Genomic DNA, 19,241 nt, shown 5'->3' with positions numbered 1-19,241 from the left:
ATGAAACCAATAATACCGATAATTCCTTCTCTGAAATTACTTCTGGCAACCCTTCCGCTATTGATTAGTGCAGGATGTACCAAAGATACAGGCCCGGCTAATATCGAGGATACAGGCACACCCCCTTCTTTGAGAAGTGAACAAACCGCTCAGATCATCACGCTGAGTAGCCAGCAAGCGACTGACCTCCATATTGAGACTTATACGGTCTCCGATGCCCCAATCACTTTTGCTATTGATGCTCCCGGAGAGGTTTTTGCAGCGCCGGAGCGAATCTCTGTAGTAAGCGCTCCCATTGATGGCCGGGTAGCGGCAATCTTTGCACATGAGGGCGAAAAAGTGTCTAAGGGCGATCCGCTACTGGAATTAGAAAGCCTGGAGTTTGCTAACTTGGTGGCCGATTACCTGGAAGCGACCGCTGAAATCACTTTTCAGGAACAACAAGTTGAACGACTTAGAGTTCTGACAGAAGATAAGATCAGTCCCCTGAGAAATTTGGAGCGGGCCCAGGCTGACCTCCGGCTTGCAAAGACCAAGCAAAGCGCCGCCCTGGCCCGGCTTCGTGCTATTGGCATCACTCAACAACAAATGCGTTTCTGGGATCCCTTCACTTCCGAGCCCAATGCTAAACTCACGCTTTACGCATCCATTGATGGGGTGGTTAACGAACATTTGATCGACCTGGGAGAGTCCGTGAATGCTTATGACAAGCTTTTGGATATCATCGATAACACTGAAGTGCTGGTACGGGGGTTTGTTTCTCCGGAAGACGCCTCTTTTCTTCAACCGGGGGCAAACCTTACAATCTCTGAGCGATCCGGCGATGACCTTTCCGGACGTACGTTAAGTGCTTCGGTTACTACCATTAATCCCGCCCTGGATCAGTATAATAAATCGGTAGTGCTTAATTCTATCGTAAAAACGGATCAAAACTGGCCTTTGGTTGGGCAAAGTGTCCGACTCACCTATCAGGCCAATCCCACCGAAAACATGATTAGCATTCCACTTTCAGCCATTCAATTTGAACAGGCGAATGCAACGGTTTTTGTGCAACGCTCGGAAACGGAATATGAAAAAAGAGTCGTAGAAATATCCCGAATGACCGCCGAACATGCCATACTGAACAGCGGGCTTGAGCCGGGTGAAAAAGTAGCTGTTACTCAGGTCTTCAGCCTGAAAGCCCTGGAACGTTTCGAACAATTTGCAGACTAATTTTAAGGGAGCGCCACCATGTTAAACAACATCATTGATTTTAGCCTTCGTCAAAAATTTGTTGCCCTTTCGCTGGTTTTTCTTATGGCTGCAGGCGGTATTTTTTCGCTTCAGGATATCCCTATCAACTCCCAGCCTGATGTAACCCCGGTACAAGTATTAGTGATCACCAAAGCAGGGCGTTATTCCCCTTATGATGTGGAACGCTTGGTCAGTTACCCGATCGAAACGGCCATGAACGGGTTGCCAGATATCAAAGAAGTACGATCCATTTCTCAATTTGGCCTTTCTGCGGTGACTATCGAATTTGAGGAGGGTACTGATATTTATTTTGCCCGGCAACTGGTTAGTCAGCGGGTTCAAAGCATTGCCAATGAACTGCCAGACGGTGTGTCGGCCCCACAACTTGGCCCCATTTCAACCGCTCTTGGTGAGATTGTTCAATACGTGGTTCGCGGACAAGATGAATCCCTTACCGAACTCCGAACCATTCAGGATTGGCTGATCGCACCTCAACTTAAAACCGTAAAGGGAGTCACCGAGATCAACTCTTTTGGTGGTTTTGTAAAGCAATACGAAGTGCAGGTGGACCCGGATCAGCTCCGGAATTTTGGCATTGGATTGAAAGACCTGACAGCTGCCATCGAAAACAACAACAGTGTATCAGGGGGCAATTATCTGGAGCATAATCGTGAACAGTATATCATTCGCGGTTTTGGGCAGATCAGCAGTGCCAAGAATATTGAGGACATCATTGTAAAGGATCTGGATAACCGGCCGATTTATGTGAAGGATGTTGCCGAAGTGCAATTGGGACAACAACTGCGACAAGGAGCAGTTACCCAGGATGGAAAAGGAGAGATCGTAACCGGGATCGTCATGATGCTGAGGGGTGGAAACGGACGAGAAGTGATCGCAGATATTGATCAAAAAATTGATGAGGTCAACAAGAGCTTACCGGAAGGAGTTTACATCGAAAAGTTCTACGATCAATCTGATTTGGTAGACCGCACTACCGACACCATTGTAACTAATCTCGTAGAAGGCGGATTCTTCGTAATAGCCGTGCTCCTTTTGCTTCTTGGGGAAATCTCAGGAGCCCTGATCGTGGCCTCCGTAATTCCCTTATCCATGCTATTTGCATTTATTGGGATGGATCAGCTTGGGTTGGCCGCCAACCTGATGAGTTTAGGTGCCATCGACTTTGGGATGGTAGTGGATGGCTCAGTTGTAATGGTGGAAAATATTGTTCACCGGCTCAATCATGAAGATCCAAAAAAATCAAAGATCGTTGTAATACGAGAAGCTGCTCATGAGGTCGCACGCCCTATTTTCTTTGGGGTGCTCATCATTTTGATGGTGTACGTACCCGTCATGACCTTCTCCGGAATGGAAGGCATTCTGTACCGTCCAATGGCCATCACCGTTGCTACTGCTGTGTTTGGTTCACTGATATTGGCATTGGTTTACATTCCCGCCATGTCGGCCATGATTTTTAAGAATGGCGTAAAGCTTCGAAAAAACTATGTGATCAATTGGCTTCGTCCAAGATATCAAAAATTCCTTGAATTGAGTTTGAACAAAAAGGCGATCACCGTTGGAGCGGCTATCTTGGTTTTTCTATCCTCACTGGCTGTCCTTCCATTTTTAGGAACCGAATTTTTGCCGGAACTTGATGAAGGCTCCATTCTGATCGAACAGGTTCGCATGCCATCAGTCACCCTGGAAGAATCCGTAAAAAACGCCAACTGGCTGGGCGGCAAGCTAAAAGCTAATATTCCGGAGATCAAGACTGTGGTTCCCAAAACCGGCCGTTCCGACTTAGCCAACGACTGGATGGGCGTTCACCAAACCGATGTTTGGGTAGTGCTGAAGCCCAGAGAGGAATGGAGATCCGGCTTAGAAAAAGATGATATTGTAGATCTCATACGCCCTTATTTAGAAACCGAGCCGGGGCTCTCCTACAACTTCACGCAACCTATAGCCATGCGGGTTGATGAACTAACCAGTGGCGTTAAATCCGACATTGCCGTCAAGATCTTTGGCGAAGACCTTGAGGTTTTGGATCAGGTTGGCCGGGATATCTCCGGCATTCTAAACAACCTGGAGGGAACCGACAATCACTATTTAGAACAAAGCAGTGGTCAGCCTTATTTCAATATTGAGATCGATCGCGAAGCCGTAGCTTCTTACGGACTGAATGTAAACGATGTGCAGCACGTCATTGAAACAGGAATTGGCGGAAGTGAAGCCGGACAGATCTTTGAAGGGCAACGCCGGTTTGGCATCATCGTTCGCCTGCCCGAACACCTTCGAAATACTTTTCAGGAGATCATGGATGTGCCGCTGCAGCTTCCCAACGGTGGATACATTCCCCTTAAAGAAGTTGCCCACATTTATGCAGAAGAAGGTCCGCGGGAAATTGCCCGTGAAAACGGCTGGCGACGAGCAGTCCTCGGTATTAACATCCGTGATATTGATACCGGCACCTACGTAGCCAGTTTACAGGAAGCCATCGATGCTAATGTTACGGTTCCGGCCGGATATTTCCTTCAGTACGGGGGAGCTTTTGAGGATCAACAACGTGCCATGAATCACCTTTTCATTGTAGTCCCAATTTCATTGCTCATCATTATTGGCTTGTTGTATATGATGTTCGGCAAATTCCGTTTCACCATGCTCATTTTCCTGAACCTTCCCATCGCTCTTTCCGGTGGCATCTTCATTCTTTGGCTCCGCGGATTGTATCTATCAGTTTCTGCAAGCATTGGCTTTGTGGCACTCTTTGGCGTAGCTGTTTTGAATGGCATCGTACTTATTTCACACCTCAATGACTTACGAAAAGAAGGAAAAGAGCTTAAAGAAGCCGTCATTCAGGGCGCCACCGACCGGTTACGGCCTGTGCTGATGACCGCATTAGTAGCAAGCCTTGGATTTTTACCGATGGCTTTCAATGTGGGCCCGGGCTCTGAAGTTCAACGCCCGCTGGCTTCTGTTGTAATTGGCGGGTTGGTCACTTCTACGCTGCTCACCTTGCTGGTACTTCCCACCATCTACCACTGGATGGAAAAGGGTAAAAAATTAGTGGACAAACAACAGGAATTCTAACTTAATGGAGCGCATCATGAATGCAGCACATCTACACCTTATCGTTAATCACCTGCCTATTTTTACCACACTCATCGGCATTGTAATTTTGGGCTGGGGAATGTTCAAGAAAAACACTCAGGTTCGAAATATTGCCTTTATTCTATTCATTATCGGAGCTTTGGGAAGTTATGTAGCATTGGAAACAGGAGAATCAGCAGAGGACATCGTTGAGGAAATAGCCACCGTCTCTGAAGATGCCATTCACGACCATGAGGAAGCCGCTGAATTATCCATGTGGTTTGCGGTACTCATGGGATTTCTCAGCATCGGGGCTTTAGCTTCAAAAAAACTAAACCTGCGTTTTGAAACCGGCCTCCACTATACAATTCTTTTAACAGCACTCCTTACAGCCGGAGTTCTGGCGTATGTAGCATATGAAGGAGGAAAGATTCGCCACCCCGAGGCGTATACCGAACAGGTTCAATCCGGTTCTGAATGGGATGATGATTAACTGAAATTATTGCCTCATTTTATGCTCAACTATATCGGCTCAGCGAACCGTTGTACGCATTGTGGCTCGCTGAGCCGCTTCGATAAAGCCTATTCAAGGCAACTCAAAGGGATTGTTATTTTTCCACCATTCCCATGCTCTTAATAAGCAGATCACCGTTTTGCCATCGTTTATTTCTCCGGAATGAACCATATCCACGGCCTGTTGAAAAGAAATGCGCTGTCGGGTTACGAATTCATCCTCATCCACCTGTTGGGGAACGGATTCCAGGTTCCAGGCTACGTAAATATGGATGATCTCATCAGAGTAACCAATGCCGGGATAAAAGTGGCCTACATAGGCAAAATCGTCGGTGGCAACGCCTGCTTCCTCTTGCAGTTCGCGCAGAGCCGTTTGGTCTTGGGGTTCACCGGCGTCAATTTTACCGGCCGGAACTTCCCAAAATATCTGGCTCATGGGGTAGCGAAATTGGCGAAGCATCATGAGATCTCCATTTTCAAACACCGGAACTACTGCACAGGCACCGGGATGCTTGATCCACTCGCGGGAAGAAACTGAGCCATCCGGAAGTTTTGCTTCATCATAAAATACATGTAGCAATTTCCCCTTAAATACTTCTTTTGAGTTTAGCTTTTCTTCTACCAATAATTTATGGTCGTTCATGGTGGTTTTAGAGGCTTAATGACTGTAACTTTGAGTATCCAATATCGCAAATAAAAACAAGGTTTGGCCACAAGTTTTCAAAATATAGACGGCAAAAAAGTTGAGGTTTCCGGCCGGGTAATGACCTGGTCTAACATGATCTCGTTTTCCCGAATTTTTGTAGCCTTTCCCATCGTTTACCTTCATTATATCAATGATTTCCGGATCACGGAGTTTATGGGAATCCTGATCTTTTATGGAGTGATTTCGGATTATCTGGACGGCTTCATCGCCCGTAAAACAGATACTATTTCTGAAGTCGGGAAAATGATAGATCCCATCGCCGATAAACTCTGCGCACTCGTACTTTTTATTTATACCGTTTGGATCGGATGGATTCCGCTATGGTTTTTGTTATTTGCCATGGCTCGCGATATCAGCATCATGGCCGGCTCCTATTTCATCAAGAAAAAATACGATAAAGTAGCCATGGCCATTATGTCCGGAAAGATCTCTGTGAATGTACTTGCATTATATTGGATCGCCGTATTCTTTTTCCCGGAGGCCGCCAACGTACACATGTTTTTAATGGCCAGTTCCGTAACTTTGATGGTCATTTCCTGGATCGATTATTTTAACCGCTACCGCCTGATCATGAGCGGAGCAGAATTCAACTGATTTACACGTATGGGATTTCTCGAAAAATTAGGTTTAAAGAAAAAAGAAAAGCTCGACAAAGGCGTCGAAAAGAGCCGTGACGGCTTACTGAATAAGATCGGAAAAGCATTCGTTGGCAAAGATACGGTTGATGATGCCATCCTGGATGAACTGGAGGAGATACTGATCACTTCTGATGTGGGCGTTTCAACCACCATCGAGATCATCAAGAAAATTGAGGAACGGGTTGCCAAAGATAAGTACGTCACTCAAGACGAACTTCAAGCCATGCTCCGCGAGGAAATTGTCAACCTTTTGGAGGATAATGCTCCCGATAAACCGGCTGAATTTGAAGCTGAGTTTCCTGTAAAACCACACATCGTTTTGGTTGTAGGGGTGAATGGAGTTGGTAAAACCACCACCATCGGAAAATTAGCTCATCTCTATAAAAAAGCCGGTAAAAAAGTGATCTTGGGCGCCGCCGATACCTTTCGTGCCGCTGCCGTTGATCAATTAAAGATCTGGAGTGAACGCGCGGATGTGCCTATCATTCAACAGGGACAAAATGCAGACCCCGCTTCCGTTGCTTATGATACGGTTGCAGCGGCCAAAGCCCGCGGAGCCGATATTGCTCTTATCGATACCGCCGGTCGCCTTCACAATAAAAAAGCACTGATGGAAGAGCTCGCCAAGATCAAGCGGGTGATGGGGAAAGTGGTAGAAGATGCTCCGCACGAGGTGATTCTGGTACTGGATGCTTCCACCGGGCAAAATGCCATGCAGCAAGCCAAAGCTTTCACCGAAACCGTGGACATAACCGGCTTGGCCCTCACCAAATTAGACGGTACAGCCAAAGGAGGAATTGTGATCGGTGTTTCTCACGAATTAAGCGTGCCCGTGAAATATATTGGGGTAGGAGAGCAGATTGAGGACCTTCAGGTTTTTGACCGAGCCGATTTTGTGAACGCTTTGTTTGGGGAGTAGAAGATAACTTGCGGAAGCGAGGGTGTCGCCAGAAATCAGGGCAAAAATTAATGAAAATAATAAAGCCCACATTCTTTTTACTTATAGCTCATTCCTTGATATTAGCATTATTGAAGGCCACGTTAAAAGGCTCTCGGCAACAGCCGATAAAAAAGGGATTTATCTAATAGGCATAGCCCCAAAAAAGAACGCTTTTGCCGATAAAATACGGGGTCAACTTTCCAGAACTGCCCATGTGTTTTGACAGTAAATTTTTGGCTTATATACTTATTCAGGCATTCGGATCTATTTTACTACCGTCGGAACCGCCTTTACCTCCTCCATCATCCGTTTCATCATCACCATTATCCCTCATTTGACTAAAGCCTACGTATAATCTCTTGTTCATATTGATTTGTTGTTAATTTGGGGTTAAACAACAAAAAAACTATATATTGGATAATTAGCAATAAGATCTAAAAGTTTTTCCCGTCATGCGCTATACGCTTACTTTAGCCATAATAATACTTGTTAGCTGGTCCGGAAACAGTTTTGCACAAACGGCTGCTGCCGATTCGTTAATGTCGCTTGGAGATGATAAATTTTCTGACAGTAATTATACTGAGGCAGCAGAATTGCGGAAAGAAGCCATGCGGCTTTATTTGCAAGAGAGAGATTCCCTGAAATGGGCTATGGCCAAAGAGGACTATGCTTCAACTTTAGTAGCATTAGGAGCTGTACAAGAAGGTTTGAGGGTATTGCTGGAGTTGGATGAAGTTCAAATACAGGGACTAACGAATGAAGATAAAGCCGCCATTAAAAAAGCTATCGGCTATGCATATCGAAACCTGGAAAAATATGATGCAGCTAAAAATTATTATTTAGAAGGACTGGAATTATTAAAAGGCAGTCGAGACTCCTTAGATATAGCCAGCCTACACAACAATATTTCATATACTTTTAGCGAGACGGGTAATTATGAACAGGCACTTCAATACCAACATCAAGCCCGGCGAATTTTTGAAACGATGAATGAAAAGCGGAAGCTTTCTCGAGTGCTAAATGGAATCTTCCTTTCACTCATGGATTTGGGTATGTATAACCAAGCCGAGCCCTATATCCGGAAAAGCCTGGACTTATGCGAACAATTAGGAGAACCGCGCTTGCTGGATATCGCGTATCACAACCTGGCCTGGAACTTTGAAAATCAGGGAAAGCGCGACAGCTCCATCATCTACTACCAAAAATCGCTGGAGATATCCCGACAGCTGAAGAACCCGTTCGACATCACCCAAACCCTGAACAATATCGGCAGCTTGTATGAACGCTCTGGGGATTATGAAAGCGCCCTCGCATATTACAACGATGCCCTGGAAGCCAACTACCAAACCGAACGCCCGGTTTCCATTGCCAACAACCTTTTACGGTTGGCGCGGGTAGCCATCCAAAATAATGACCTGGATAACGCAACTGCCTTTTACGAAGAAGCCCTGGAGCGGCTACACCAAACCAATGCACCCCGCACGCTCACCAACCTTTATTTGCACCTGGCCAATCTCAATATCCACAAAGAAAAGTACCAACACGCGGAACAATACCTTGCAGAAGCGGAAACTATTTCCAGAGCCCATAACTTTAACAACTCCCAAATTCTCTCTCATTCGTTAAGGGGAAGGATTTACAAAACGGAAGAAAAAAGGCTTGAAAGTTTGCGGGAATACCGCAAAGCCTATGCCTTGTCAGCCGGAGAAACGGTTACGGGGAAAATTTCTCCAACTATGAATCTTGCCCGTGCTTACCGACATGTGAGGTCAGACAGTGCCTTTATCATAGCAGAGGAAGCCTTCAACCTTATTGATTCTGTTCGTACCAATGTGGCCGGATTAGCGTTTCGTTCCGGTTTTTTCCGGAAGCACGCCGGGTTTTATAATGAAGTTGCTTCGTGGTATATCACTCAAAAAAATGATCCCGAGAAGGCTTTTGAACTGATGGAAGCCGCAAAGGCCCGGGTATTAATGGATGAGTTAGCCGAATCGCAAGAAAACATCTATGCCTCGCTGGACGAATCAACACTGATCAAGAAACAGCAGAAAGCCAAGAAAATCGATCAACTATATCGACAGCTTGAAACGGCTCGGCCTGGAGAGGAGACCGCCTCCATTCGACAAGCATTAAAGGATGCCGAGTTTGAGTACCAGTCGTTCCTGAATGAGATCCAGGCCGGGAATAAAGAATTGCGGGATTTTCAATATCCCGAACCTATAAAACTGCAACAGGTTCAGGAAATTCTCAACCCGGAAACGGCTCTGTTGGAATACACCTTCACAGACCAAGGCTTGGTGCAGTTGGTAATCACCCATAATAATATTTACGCTACATATACCGACTCTATTCAACAATCAGGTAGCCGTACTTTTTATACCGATAAGGTTCGTTCTTTCCGGGATGCAATCACACAAAGAAAATCCCTCAAAGAAATTAATGCGCAGGGAGCGGCACTTTATCAGCAGCTTTTGTCGGCTGTTTTACAGAATGAGAGCATTTCAAACCTGGTCATTGTTCCGGACGGCCCCTTAAGTTACCTGCCTTTCGAGGCCCTGCAAACCAAAAAAAGCTATTTAATTGAAAACTACACGGTTAAATATCTGCCCTCGGCATCTATCTATCTTTTTATTGAAGCTCCACACCGTTTAACCAATAACGACCTGCTAGCGCTTGCCGGATCGGGATTTGAAAGTGAACAGAATGCAGCATCTTCATCAAGCTCACAGGCATCTTTTGCTTCATTACCTTCTACATTATTAGAAGTTGATGCCATTGCCAAGAACTTTACGCTGTCTAAGGTTTTGAAGAACGAGGATGTGACCGAAGCGAATCTTAAATCACACGACCTAAGTCACTTTCGGTTTATTCACTTTGCAACACATGCCAATGTTGACGAAGTCAACCCTTCTCGCAGCGGGTTACTTCTGTCAAAAAAAATGGAAGTAGAAACGTTATTTGGAGAAGATGGACACCTGAACAGCCGCGAAATTTCTAACCTTAGGCTCAATGCCGATTTGGTTACGCTTAGCGCCTGCAATACCGGAATGGGCAAGTTAGTAACCGGCGAAGGCCTGATTGGTTTGCAACGTTCATTTCTATCGGCGGGAGCTTCGGCAGTCATGGTAAGTTTATGGTCTGTTTTTGATAAGAGTACTTCAGTTTTTATGGACTCTTTTTATGATCACCTATTAACTCATGAAGCCGAAGAGTATAACCTGTGGAGCCAAACCTTAGAGTGGTTTGGTTTCTATAAGCACCCCCTTATTGATTATAAGACAAAAGCTATTCGTGATGCTAAGCTAACCCTCATCGATCACCCCTATTACAATCACCCGGTTCATTGGGCACCCTTCATTTTGATCGGGAAATAAAAAACGCCCCAACATTTTATGCGGGGCGTTTTAGATAACTTTGCAGTTTCTATGTTACTAGCGCGGCTGAACCTGCGTTTTTTCAATAAAGGCCTGATTGTCTACCACCGGGCGGTTGGGAGAATTAGCAAGTAATGCCGTCAGATTGTAGACCAGCCGGGTTCTTTTTGTCAAAGGACCGAATGTGATCTTCTCAATTTCATCCTGTGGGCGGTGATAATCTTCATGCGTTCCGTTAAAAAAGAATACAAAAGGCACACCAAGTCGTCCAAAGTTCCAGTGATCACTACGGCGGTAAAACTGGTTTGGATCTTCCAGGTCATTATACCGGTCGCTCAGTGTAAGGTTCGGCCCCATCAGGTTTGCCATCTGGGTGAGGCTGTCCATTTGTGAAGAAATGATCTCGCCTCCAATAATATATACATAATTACTATCGGCAACGTGTTCAGGATCAACCCGCCCTATCATGTCAATATTAATGTTTGCAACAGTGTTATCGATTGAGAAAATTGGGTGGTCAGAATAGTATCGTGATCCCAGAAGTCCTTTTTCCTCCCCGGAAACATTCATGAATAAAACACTGCGTTTTGGCCCAACGCCTGCTTCTTTGGCTTGCATCATGGCTTCGGCAGTGCTCAAAGTTGCAGCGGTTCCACTTCCATCATCATCCGCCCCGTTGTAGAGGTTATCACCGGTAGAATCAGGCCGGCCAATACCTACGTGATCGTAATGAGAGGTCAACACTACAACTTCATCTTTCAGCTCAGGATCGGAACCCTCCAAAAAAGCCACCACGTTTTTGGTCTGAACCGTTTCTTCATTGACTTCCGGGTTATGAGCCAGTTCAAAATTTAATGCACGTGCTTCAAAGGCATTCGGTTCCGCAATGATCTTAGACTGGGTTTCAGCCAACGCCTCAAGCGAACTCAGACCCAACATTTTTGCTGCAAGCATTGGATTCACGCGATTAAATGCCGGCGATGTTCCTCCACTTTCTGTTTGGCGATATTTAAGTGATAATCCGCCACCTCTTCCAAAACTTTCTTTTCGGCTTTCAACTTCTTGTTGAAAATCTGCAGTATCGGTTCCTACAACAAGCAATGCTCCAACCGCACCTCCCTCAGAAAGGGCTGATTGCAGGTTTTGCATATTGGTATGCTCGCGATCGTACATCACCATCAGCCATTTTCCACTGACATCTTCGGGATATTGGTTGATGCCTTCCGCTTCATTCACCATCCCCGCGCCAATAAAAACAACATCGCCTGACAAAGCATCATTGCCTCCAAAAAGCGTCACAAAGTTGCCTCCCTGGTCTGCACTGTGGGTACTTTCGTCAACCACAGAATCGGCGCTTGTGTCAGTCAGTTTATAGCTGATCTTATTTACAGAAGATCGAACCAAATCGTAATATTGGAAATAGCTATTATCGTCGCCCACGGGTTGCAATCCCATTTCGCTATATCGTTTGGCAAGAAACCGGGCTGCTTTTTCTTCACCAATGGTTCCTGTTTCGCGTCCCTGAAGGGAGTCATGTGCAAGCACGGCCAGGTCATTGTATAAGCCTTCCTTGGTTATTTCCCCGGAAAACGTATATGTATTCTTTGGAGGCTCTTGTTTTCCCTTGAACACACTGCAAGCCGAAAGGACTACAGCCAACGTAATTATTAAACTTCTTTGAATCATGAATTTACTTGTTTCGTTTTATATTAAGCTCCTATGATCTCATCCACAGGTTTGAGATCGATATAAAATTCAGTCGGGTCGTCTTCCAAAAATAAGTTGATCTGTTGTTCTTTGATCATCTCCAATACCGCTAAAAAAGTCACCACTACATAAATTTTATTCCTTAGTGTGGAACAAACTTCCATAAAAGATTGACGTCCCCTTTCCTGAAGACTATTCAGCACAAATTCTGCCTGCTCTTCCACGGTCGTACTCACTTTTTCTACGTGGTGCACTACATTATTTCGTTCAATATCCTGCAGTACTTTTTTGAACGCGGCAATAAGATCGAACATAGTTACATCCTGAAGTGCTTCACCGCTTGCCTGTTGTTCCACAGTATCTGCTTCCGGGTAACCTCGCATATATTTTTTTCGAGCCTCATCATCCATGTCCGCCATTTTAATGGACATTTCTTTGTACCGTTTATATTCCAGGAGTTTTTGTACGAGCTCGTATCGGGGATCGCTCTCGTCCAGTTCTTCATCGTCTGATTCCTCCCGGGGTAACATCATTTTAGCCTTGATAGACATCAGCATACTAGCCATCAAAATAAACTCGCTGGCCACATCAAGGTCCAGGTCTTCTAAAACATGTATGTATTCCAAAAACTGTTGGGTAATGTAGGAGATAGGAATATCGTAAATATCTAACTCATCTCTTTTTATGAAGAAGAGGAGCAGGTCTAGCGGGCCTTCAAAATTGTTTAACTGAACACGATACATGCACTGAAATTACATTGTTAAAAACTCAAATTCTTTATTTTCTTTTTGTTGCTGAATGTTATTTTAGAGCTTCATATAAATTGGGCAAATACAAGGGTATGGATTACTCAAAATTCGTAGATGCAGTACAAGAAAATGATGATGCTGTTATCACCGAGCAAGTGAATGTGATTACGCCTGTTCTCATCAAATTTCTCATGGTTCGTTTGAACGCGAGCATCCATGATGCTCAGGATTGCGCACAAAATACACTACTTATTGCGATAGAAAAAATCCGGGAAGACGAATTATCGCACCCCGACGCCCTCATAAACTACCTGTTTACAACAGCAAAACATGAGTACCTGAAGCAACTTTCCAAAGACCGGGAAATGAATTACGAGGAACCTCCCGAACATCATTCCGGCCCGGCCGATCAGCTTGATCGTTTGGTTGATAAAGAGAAAATGGGGATCCTGAAACAGTGTATAGACACGCTGAAGGTCGATTATCGAAATTTTATTGAATATTGGTTTCAGCATCCGGCCTACGAAACTTCCGTAGTAGCAGACCACTTTGGGATGTCCGTGAACAACGCCTGGACCAAGAAACACCGGGTTATAAATGCACTTAAAAAATGTTTCGACAAAAAATTTTAAAAAAAAGTGTAAGGAATTGTGTTTTCATCGCTCTAACTGTACGGGTGCAGAATGTATTAAAATACATTCTGAGGTACCGGGTAATTGAAAATTGAAACCATGGAAAACTCAAGAGAAATCGAACTACGAAATAAAATTGACGCTTATATAAAAGGGAAGCTGAGTGAAGAAGAAATACAGGACTTATGGAATGAATTTGCCCAAAACCCCGAGCTGTTAGACATCCTCGAACTCGAGGTTAATGTAAAGGAGTTAATTCAGCAAGCATCTGATTCTAATGCCCGTTCTTCATCTTCAGCTATTCATAAATTACCAAAATGGACATGGCACGCTGCTGCAGCTGCTGTTATAGCTATTATTGCTCTCACACAATTTTTCAGGATTCAGACGCCCACCGAAATAGATCAATTTTTAGTGCAACGCATTGATCCCGGTCAAGTTGAAACTTCAGATGGCGTAAGGGCTAAAGAACTGAAGATCACAACTGCAGATTCATTACTTAATCTGGGTTTTGAAGCGATCGTTTCCGGAAATGAAGACCGCGCACTGGAACTGTTTGAAATCGTGATCCAAAACCATTCACAGGAACCTTATGGCTCAAAAGCCTACCTTAACAAAGGGATTGTGCTTTACAATGAAGGAGACTACCCTTCAGCTATTTCCGCTTTTCGTGAAACACTGGAACGAGTTGAAGACAGCCGTATGATCACTGAAAAAGCGTATTGGTTTCTTGGAAATGCTTTGGTTAATACCGGTGAACTGAAAGAGGCGCAAGAAGCCGTTTATCAGGCCTACCAGATGGATGGTATTTTCAGAAGTCCGGCCTTCAGATTACTGAAGAAACTTGCCGATGATCTCGGTGAAACAGATTATGAAGAATTTTCCACTCCTGAACTTGATTGATTATATCCCTGAACATTTCGTCAGGCATCAATAAAAGAACTCCTTTTGGCACACATTTTGATGGGTATGCATCGAATTAAAACTTAAATGATTAAAGCATGCCTACTTACGAATACAAACGCGAAGACGGAACCACTTTTGAGGTCATCCAAAAAATGAGCGATGACCCGCTGACAACCTGTCCTGATACCGGCCAAAAGGTGAAGCGAATTATTTCCGGAGGCGGCGGTGTTGTTTACAAAGGAGACGGTTGGTATGTAACCGATTATAAAGACAACGGACGAAAACCCGCTTCCTCTTCATCATCCGGAACTTCCGAAAAAGGCACTAATTCTACGCCATCCCCAACTGCTGAAAAAACGGAAACACCTTCTTAAGAAAATCCTTTATTCCAAAGTCCAAGTGATAAAATCGAACATCTTTTATTAATTGGCTATTGGATATTCGTTATGGGATGTTGGATATTCCAAATCTATGGAACACAGTCAGGCATATCAGGAAGCTTTAGACCAATTTGTCCTGCTTTGGGGCGAAATGGCATCCGCTTGGGGAATCAACAAAACCATGTCGCAGATTCACGCTTTGCTATATGCTGAATCCCATCCGCTTGATACGGATACCATCATGGATACGCTCGACATTAGCCGCGGCAATGCCAACATGAATCTTAGGCGACTCCTTGATTGGGAGTTGATCCACAAAAAAAGCTTTCCCGGAGACCGCAAGGATTATTTTTCTGCTGAAACCGATGTTTGGAAGATCGTCTCGACCATCATACGGGAACGGCAACAACGGGAAATAGCCCCGATCCGAAAAAACCTGGAAAAATGTATCGCCACTTTAGAGTCCGGCGGACTTAAAGACGAAGAAAGCAGAGAGTTTAAGGTTCGCATTGAGAATTATATGGAGTTTCTGGAAATGTTTGAACGATTCACCAATGCATTGCTTCCATATATCAACAAAAAGAACCTTAGATTCTTGAAACAGCTTGTTAAACTGGTAGAAGTAAAAGAATCTCTCACCGGAAAGAATGCTAAGAAATGAGCCCTAAAACCAAACGCGACATCGGCAAAGAAGGAGAGGATCTGGCCTGTGCTTATCTCGAATCAAAAGGGTGGAGGATCCTGGAGCGAAATTATTTCTTTGAACATGCGGAAGTCGACATTGTTGCCTATGATGATACGGCCATTGTGTTTGTGGAGGTGAAATATCGCTCCTCCACAGAGTTTGGTCACCCCATCGAATATGTTACCGAAGAGAAAGTTAAAAATGTATTTAAAGCCGCCGAAGCCTGGATGTATGAGCGCAAAATGGATGGATCGCCTATGCGTTTTGATGTGGTTGGGATCGTTCAAAGCAAAAATGAAGCGCCGGATTTCAAACACATTGAAGATGCCTTTCGGTAACTGCTTGCTCACCGAATTCGCGGTTTACGAACGAAACCAACTTTTGCATCTTTTCTCGCTCAAACTGTTTATTCTCAGTCCAAAAATTTAAATCCTTTGTTTTATGCGAAAATTGATCACCGGCTTTTTGGCCCTTTTTATATTTCTTCCCACGGTATCTGCACAACAATTTCCTGATAAACTTACATTAAAGGATATTTTTCACGAACCTTTTATTCCCGGAGCAAGACCTGCTTTTTCTCATTTTTCTCCGGATGGAAAAACGGTTTATTATACCTGGAGTGATTCCGCTACTTCTGACAGAGATCTTTTTCAGGTAGGCTTAAGTGGCAAGAACCGGCATGAAGCTTCTGATGAGATTGTACGAAATTATGAATTATCCCCTGACGGCAAGCACGTTTTGTTTTCTCGCAATGGAGACCTGGTTCTGGCGAATGCAAATTTTGAAAATGAACGGGTGATCGTAGCCTCCAAAGACTTTGAGTACAGTCCCGTTTGGAATGCCGATGGCTCCCGCTTTGCTTTTGTGAAAGATGGGGACGTTTGGGTTTCAGGAGTTCAGGAGGCATTCATAAAACAAATTACAGATCGTAAAGAAGAGCGGCCCGGTTATACAGTAGAACATTGGGCCGGGAATAAATTGGTGCTTTCACAAAGTGACCGTTCCGGATATAGAACATATTATTTTCCTGAATATGCGGGACAATATGTAGAGAAAGGGGAAACTCAGCGGGGAATCCCTGTTCGTATTATTTCTATAGCGGATGTTGATTCCGGAAATGTCGAGATCATTTATACGCAAAAGGGATACATTGATACGGATGTGTCCGGTTCCGGAAATTACGTTGCGCTTGACCTCATCGATCCTCCCATGAAAAACCGAAAAGTGCTGATTTACAATGTAAACACGCTGTCGGGCACCACTGTTTTTGAGGATAAAACAGACGGATGGCTTTACAATACGAATTTGGAGTTTGCCCCCGTAGGCGATAAGCTCATGATACAAAGCGAGCGTGATGGCTGGAATCACATCTACACCGTAAATCCCAACGGCTCTGGCTTTAAACAACATACATTTGGCCAATATGATATCCCCTGGGCCACCTGGCTGGATGAAAAAACCATCGCCATGGCAACTACGGAAATGGATCCCGGCGAACGTCAGCTTTACAAGTTAAACCTGAATTCGAATTTGCCGGTTAAATTGACTTCAGAGGAAGGCTACAGAAGAGATTTTCGACTTAGCCCGGACAAACGCTACATCGTTTATGAGAAGACTTTTTTCAATGAACCTTTTGAGCTATACGTAGTAGATACCAAGATTCCCCAGCGCGAGACCAAACTTACCAACACCGTGCCAGATTCATTTCATGAATATGACTGGCAGAAAGAAGACTATGTCCGATTTACCGGCCGGGATGGAAAAACGAAATTATCCATGTCGGTACTGCGGCCGGTCAAGCGAAACCCGAATGGCAACCCTGTGGTGGTTTTTGTGCATGGTGCCGGTTCTCTTCAAAACGTTTACAAGGGATGGTCGAACAGTTACTGGCGTGAATATATGTTTAACCAGTTCTTAACCCATCAAGGATATTATGTGATCGAAGTGGATTACCGGCACAGTACGGGATACGGACGAAAGTTCCGCGAAGATGTCACAAACTGGATGGGCAAATATGAGACAAAGGACATCATTGACGGATTAGGATTTCTTGCCGATAATTTTGACAAGGCGGATACTTCCCGTGTCGGTATTTATGGGGGAAGTTATGGAGGCTTTATGTCGCTTTATGCAGTAGGAACAGCTCCCGAACATTTTGATGCGGCTGCTGCCTTACGCTCGGTTACGAAGTGGGAAAACTACTATTATACCAATCCATGGTATACCTTACCCCGGCTTGGAGATCCGGAGAAGCATCCCGAACACTACAAAAGAAGTAACCCGCTTACTTATGCTGGTTCCTTAGAAAAACCGGTTTTACTGCTTCACGGGCTTATAGATAATAATGTAGGATTCCAGGATGCCGTGCAATACATAGAGCGCCTTATTCAATCTGGGAATGAAGACTTCGAACTAATGATTTATCCAACGGAACGACATGGCTTTCAGGATGAAGATGCATGGTACGATGAATACCGCAGAATCTTCGAATTCTTTCAGAAACACCTGAAAACTTTGGATGAATAAATTCAGCCTTTGGTCTCTTTTTTTGCTGTAAATACTCAACATTGAACCTTATGAAAGTAATTATGATCTGGATCTCAGCTTTTTTAGTGCTTGGGGCCGCTACGATCGTTTCGATTGGCTGGGCCGTTTCTAAACCGGGATACGAGGGTCCAAAATCAACACATTTTAACGGCACCACATTTGTGAACCCCGGAGATGTGCCTTCAAAAGGCTTTTTTGATGTAATGAAATGGTATTTACAGCGCGAACAGGGTGAATGGAAAGAAATTCCTGAATCTGAAATAACTTATGCCCCTAAACCGGCCGATGCTGTCGTTGAAGGCATGGTCATTACTTACGTCAATCACTCTACATTTCTAATTCAGACAGCTGGCGTCAATATATTGGTAGATCCGGTTTGGAGTGATCGTGTTAGTCCGTTTTCCTTTGCCGGCCCTAAGCGATTCAGACCTCCCGGGATCCGGTTTGAGGACTTGCCGCCCATCAATTTGGTTTTGATAAGTCATAACCACTATGATCATTTGGATATTGAAACCCTGAAAAACATAAATTCCCGATTCAGTCCCCGCTTTGTAGTTCCACTCGGCGTAGATCTTCTTTTAAATCAGGAAGGGATTAACAATACTTTTACCCTAGACTGGTGGGAATCCAAGCCCATTGATAGCGATATCACCGTTCATGCGGTTCAAGCCCAGCACTTTTCCGCCCGCGGACTTTTTGACCGCGATAAAACCCTTTGGGCGGGATATGTGATCGATACTCCGGCAGGAGGAGTCTATTTTGCCGGAGATACCGGTTATGGGGATTTCTTTAAAGAGATTGGTAGACGGTACGACATCAAGGTTGGGCTGATCCCGATTGGAGCTTATAAACCCCGTTGGTTTATGAGCCCGGTACATGTCGATCCTGAAGAAGCCATCCAGGTTCATAAAGATGTGGGAGCTGAAATCAGCTTTGGAATGCATTATGGAACCTTTCCTCTTGCAGATGATGGCATGAAAGATCCTGCAAATGATTTCGCCGAAGCCATTCAAAAACCGGAGAATCGCGGAGTAAATTTCAAGCTCATAACCGAAGGGGATTCATTTGAGTTAAGAAATTAACCTAACCTTCGACCGCTCTAAAATTAGATAACCAATAAAATGAGCCGAAGTCATGAAAAAAC

Annotated in this window: 16 protein-coding genes; 13 read left to right on the top strand and 3 right to left on the bottom strand. The window is 44.5% G+C overall.

Annotated features, from left to right (window positions below; translation table 11 throughout):
• The 3 genes from B151_RS0110505 to B151_RS18495 are packed head-to-tail and all read left to right on the top strand — an operon-like array spanning position 1 to position 4,813.
• Complete coding sequence (locus tag B151_RS0110505) at positions 1 to 1,212, top strand: efflux RND transporter periplasmic adaptor subunit (protein WP_020403590.1); 1,212 nt, start codon at positions 1 to 3, stop codon at positions 1,210 to 1,212.
• Between the two features lie 18 nt (positions 1,213 to 1,230).
• A complete protein-coding gene (locus tag B151_RS0110500; RefSeq protein ID WP_020403589.1) occupies positions 1,231 to 4,320 on the top strand; it encodes an efflux RND transporter permease subunit in 3,090 nt (1,029 codons plus the stop codon).
• A 16-nt stretch (positions 4,321 to 4,336) separates the two neighbouring features.
• Positions 4,337 to 4,813: a hypothetical protein gene (locus B151_RS18495; RefSeq protein WP_157470897.1), complete on the top strand. Its 477-nt coding sequence runs from the start codon at positions 4,337 to 4,339 to the stop codon at positions 4,811 to 4,813.
• 93 nt (positions 4,814 to 4,906) lie between these two features.
• On the opposite strand, the gene B151_RS0110490 is transcribed toward B151_RS18495, so the two are convergent.
• Positions 4,907 to 5,476, bottom strand: a complete 570-nt coding sequence (locus B151_RS0110490) for an NUDIX domain-containing protein (protein WP_020403587.1) — start codon at positions 5,474 to 5,476, stop codon at positions 4,907 to 4,909.
• A 63-nt stretch (positions 5,477 to 5,539) separates the two neighbouring features.
• Here B151_RS0110490 and B151_RS0110485 point away from each other — a divergent pair, with 63 nt between their 5' ends.
• From B151_RS0110485 to B151_RS0110465, 3 genes are all read left to right on the top strand, one after another.
• Positions 5,540 to 6,133, top strand: a complete 594-nt coding sequence (locus B151_RS0110485; protein ID WP_020403586.1) for a CDP-alcohol phosphatidyltransferase family protein — start codon at positions 5,540 to 5,542, stop codon at positions 6,131 to 6,133.
• A 9-nt stretch (positions 6,134 to 6,142) separates the two neighbouring features.
• The gene (gene ftsY, locus B151_RS0110480; protein WP_020403585.1) at positions 6,143 to 7,096 is read left to right on the top strand and encodes a signal recognition particle-docking protein FtsY; all 954 of its coding nucleotides are present in this window, start codon (positions 6,143 to 6,145) and stop codon (positions 7,094 to 7,096) included.
• Between the two features lie 473 nt (positions 7,097 to 7,569).
• On the top strand, positions 7,570 to 10,491 hold the full coding sequence (locus tag B151_RS0110465) for a CHAT domain-containing protein (protein ID WP_020403583.1): 2,922 nt from the start codon (positions 7,570 to 7,572) through the stop codon (positions 10,489 to 10,491).
• Positions 10,492 to 10,548: 57 nt separating this feature from the next.
• On the opposite strand, the gene B151_RS0110460 is transcribed toward B151_RS0110465, so the two are convergent.
• Both B151_RS0110460 and B151_RS0110455 read right to left on the bottom strand, forming a co-directional pair.
• Positions 10,549 to 12,177 (bottom strand): M28 family peptidase, encoded by a 1,629-nt coding sequence (locus B151_RS0110460; protein WP_020403582.1) that lies wholly within the window; start codon positions 12,175 to 12,177, stop codon positions 10,549 to 10,551.
• Positions 12,178 to 12,200: 23 nt separating this feature from the next.
• Positions 12,201 to 12,941, bottom strand: coding sequence for a segregation and condensation protein A (locus B151_RS0110455; RefSeq protein ID WP_020403581.1), 741 nt, complete (start codon positions 12,939 to 12,941; stop codon positions 12,201 to 12,203).
• A 98-nt stretch (positions 12,942 to 13,039) separates the two neighbouring features.
• Between B151_RS0110455 and B151_RS0110450 the strand changes: the two genes are divergently transcribed.
• The 7 genes from B151_RS0110450 to B151_RS0110420 all read left to right on the top strand — a co-directional run bounded on the left by B151_RS0110450 (position 13,040) and on the right by B151_RS0110420 (position 19,179).
• Positions 13,040 to 13,579 carry an RNA polymerase sigma factor gene (locus tag B151_RS0110450; protein ID WP_020403580.1) on the top strand — a complete coding sequence of 180 codons (540 nt, stop codon included), beginning with the start codon at positions 13,040 to 13,042 and terminating at the stop codon, positions 13,577 to 13,579.
• A 99-nt stretch (positions 13,580 to 13,678) separates the two neighbouring features.
• Positions 13,679 to 14,482 carry a tetratricopeptide repeat protein gene (locus B151_RS0110445; RefSeq protein WP_157470894.1) on the top strand — a complete coding sequence of 268 codons (804 nt, stop codon included), beginning with the start codon at positions 13,679 to 13,681 and terminating at the stop codon, positions 14,480 to 14,482.
• Between the two features lie 98 nt (positions 14,483 to 14,580).
• Positions 14,581 to 14,859, top strand: a complete 279-nt coding sequence (locus B151_RS0110440; RefSeq protein WP_020403578.1) for an FmdB family zinc ribbon protein — start codon at positions 14,581 to 14,583, stop codon at positions 14,857 to 14,859.
• Between the two features lie 52 nt (positions 14,860 to 14,911).
• Positions 14,912 to 15,526, top strand: coding sequence for a GbsR/MarR family transcriptional regulator (locus B151_RS0110435; RefSeq protein WP_020403577.1), 615 nt, complete (start codon positions 14,912 to 14,914; stop codon positions 15,524 to 15,526).
• Positions 15,523 to 15,888: a YraN family protein gene (locus B151_RS0110430; protein ID WP_020403576.1), complete on the top strand. Its 366-nt coding sequence runs from the start codon at positions 15,523 to 15,525 to the stop codon at positions 15,886 to 15,888. The genes B151_RS0110435 and B151_RS0110430 overlap by 4 nt, the downstream gene beginning before the upstream one ends.
• A 103-nt stretch (positions 15,889 to 15,991) precedes the next feature.
• Positions 15,992 to 18,076, top strand: coding sequence for a S9 family peptidase (locus tag B151_RS0110425; RefSeq protein WP_020403575.1), 2,085 nt, complete (start codon positions 15,992 to 15,994; stop codon positions 18,074 to 18,076).
• Positions 18,077 to 18,126: 50 nt separating this feature from the next.
• A complete protein-coding gene (locus tag B151_RS0110420) occupies positions 18,127 to 19,179 on the top strand; it encodes an MBL fold metallo-hydrolase (protein WP_020403574.1) in 1,053 nt (350 codons plus the stop codon).
• Positions 19,180 to 19,241: the final 62 nt, after the last annotated feature.

It is taken from the genome of Gracilimonas tropica DSM 19535 (genome assembly GCF_000375425.1).
Taxonomy (GTDB): Bacteria; Bacteroidota; Rhodothermia; order Balneolales; family Balneolaceae; genus Gracilimonas; species Gracilimonas tropica.
The sequence above is the reverse complement of the archived record's forward strand: the minus strand, read 5'-3'. Positions and strand labels throughout refer to the sequence as shown.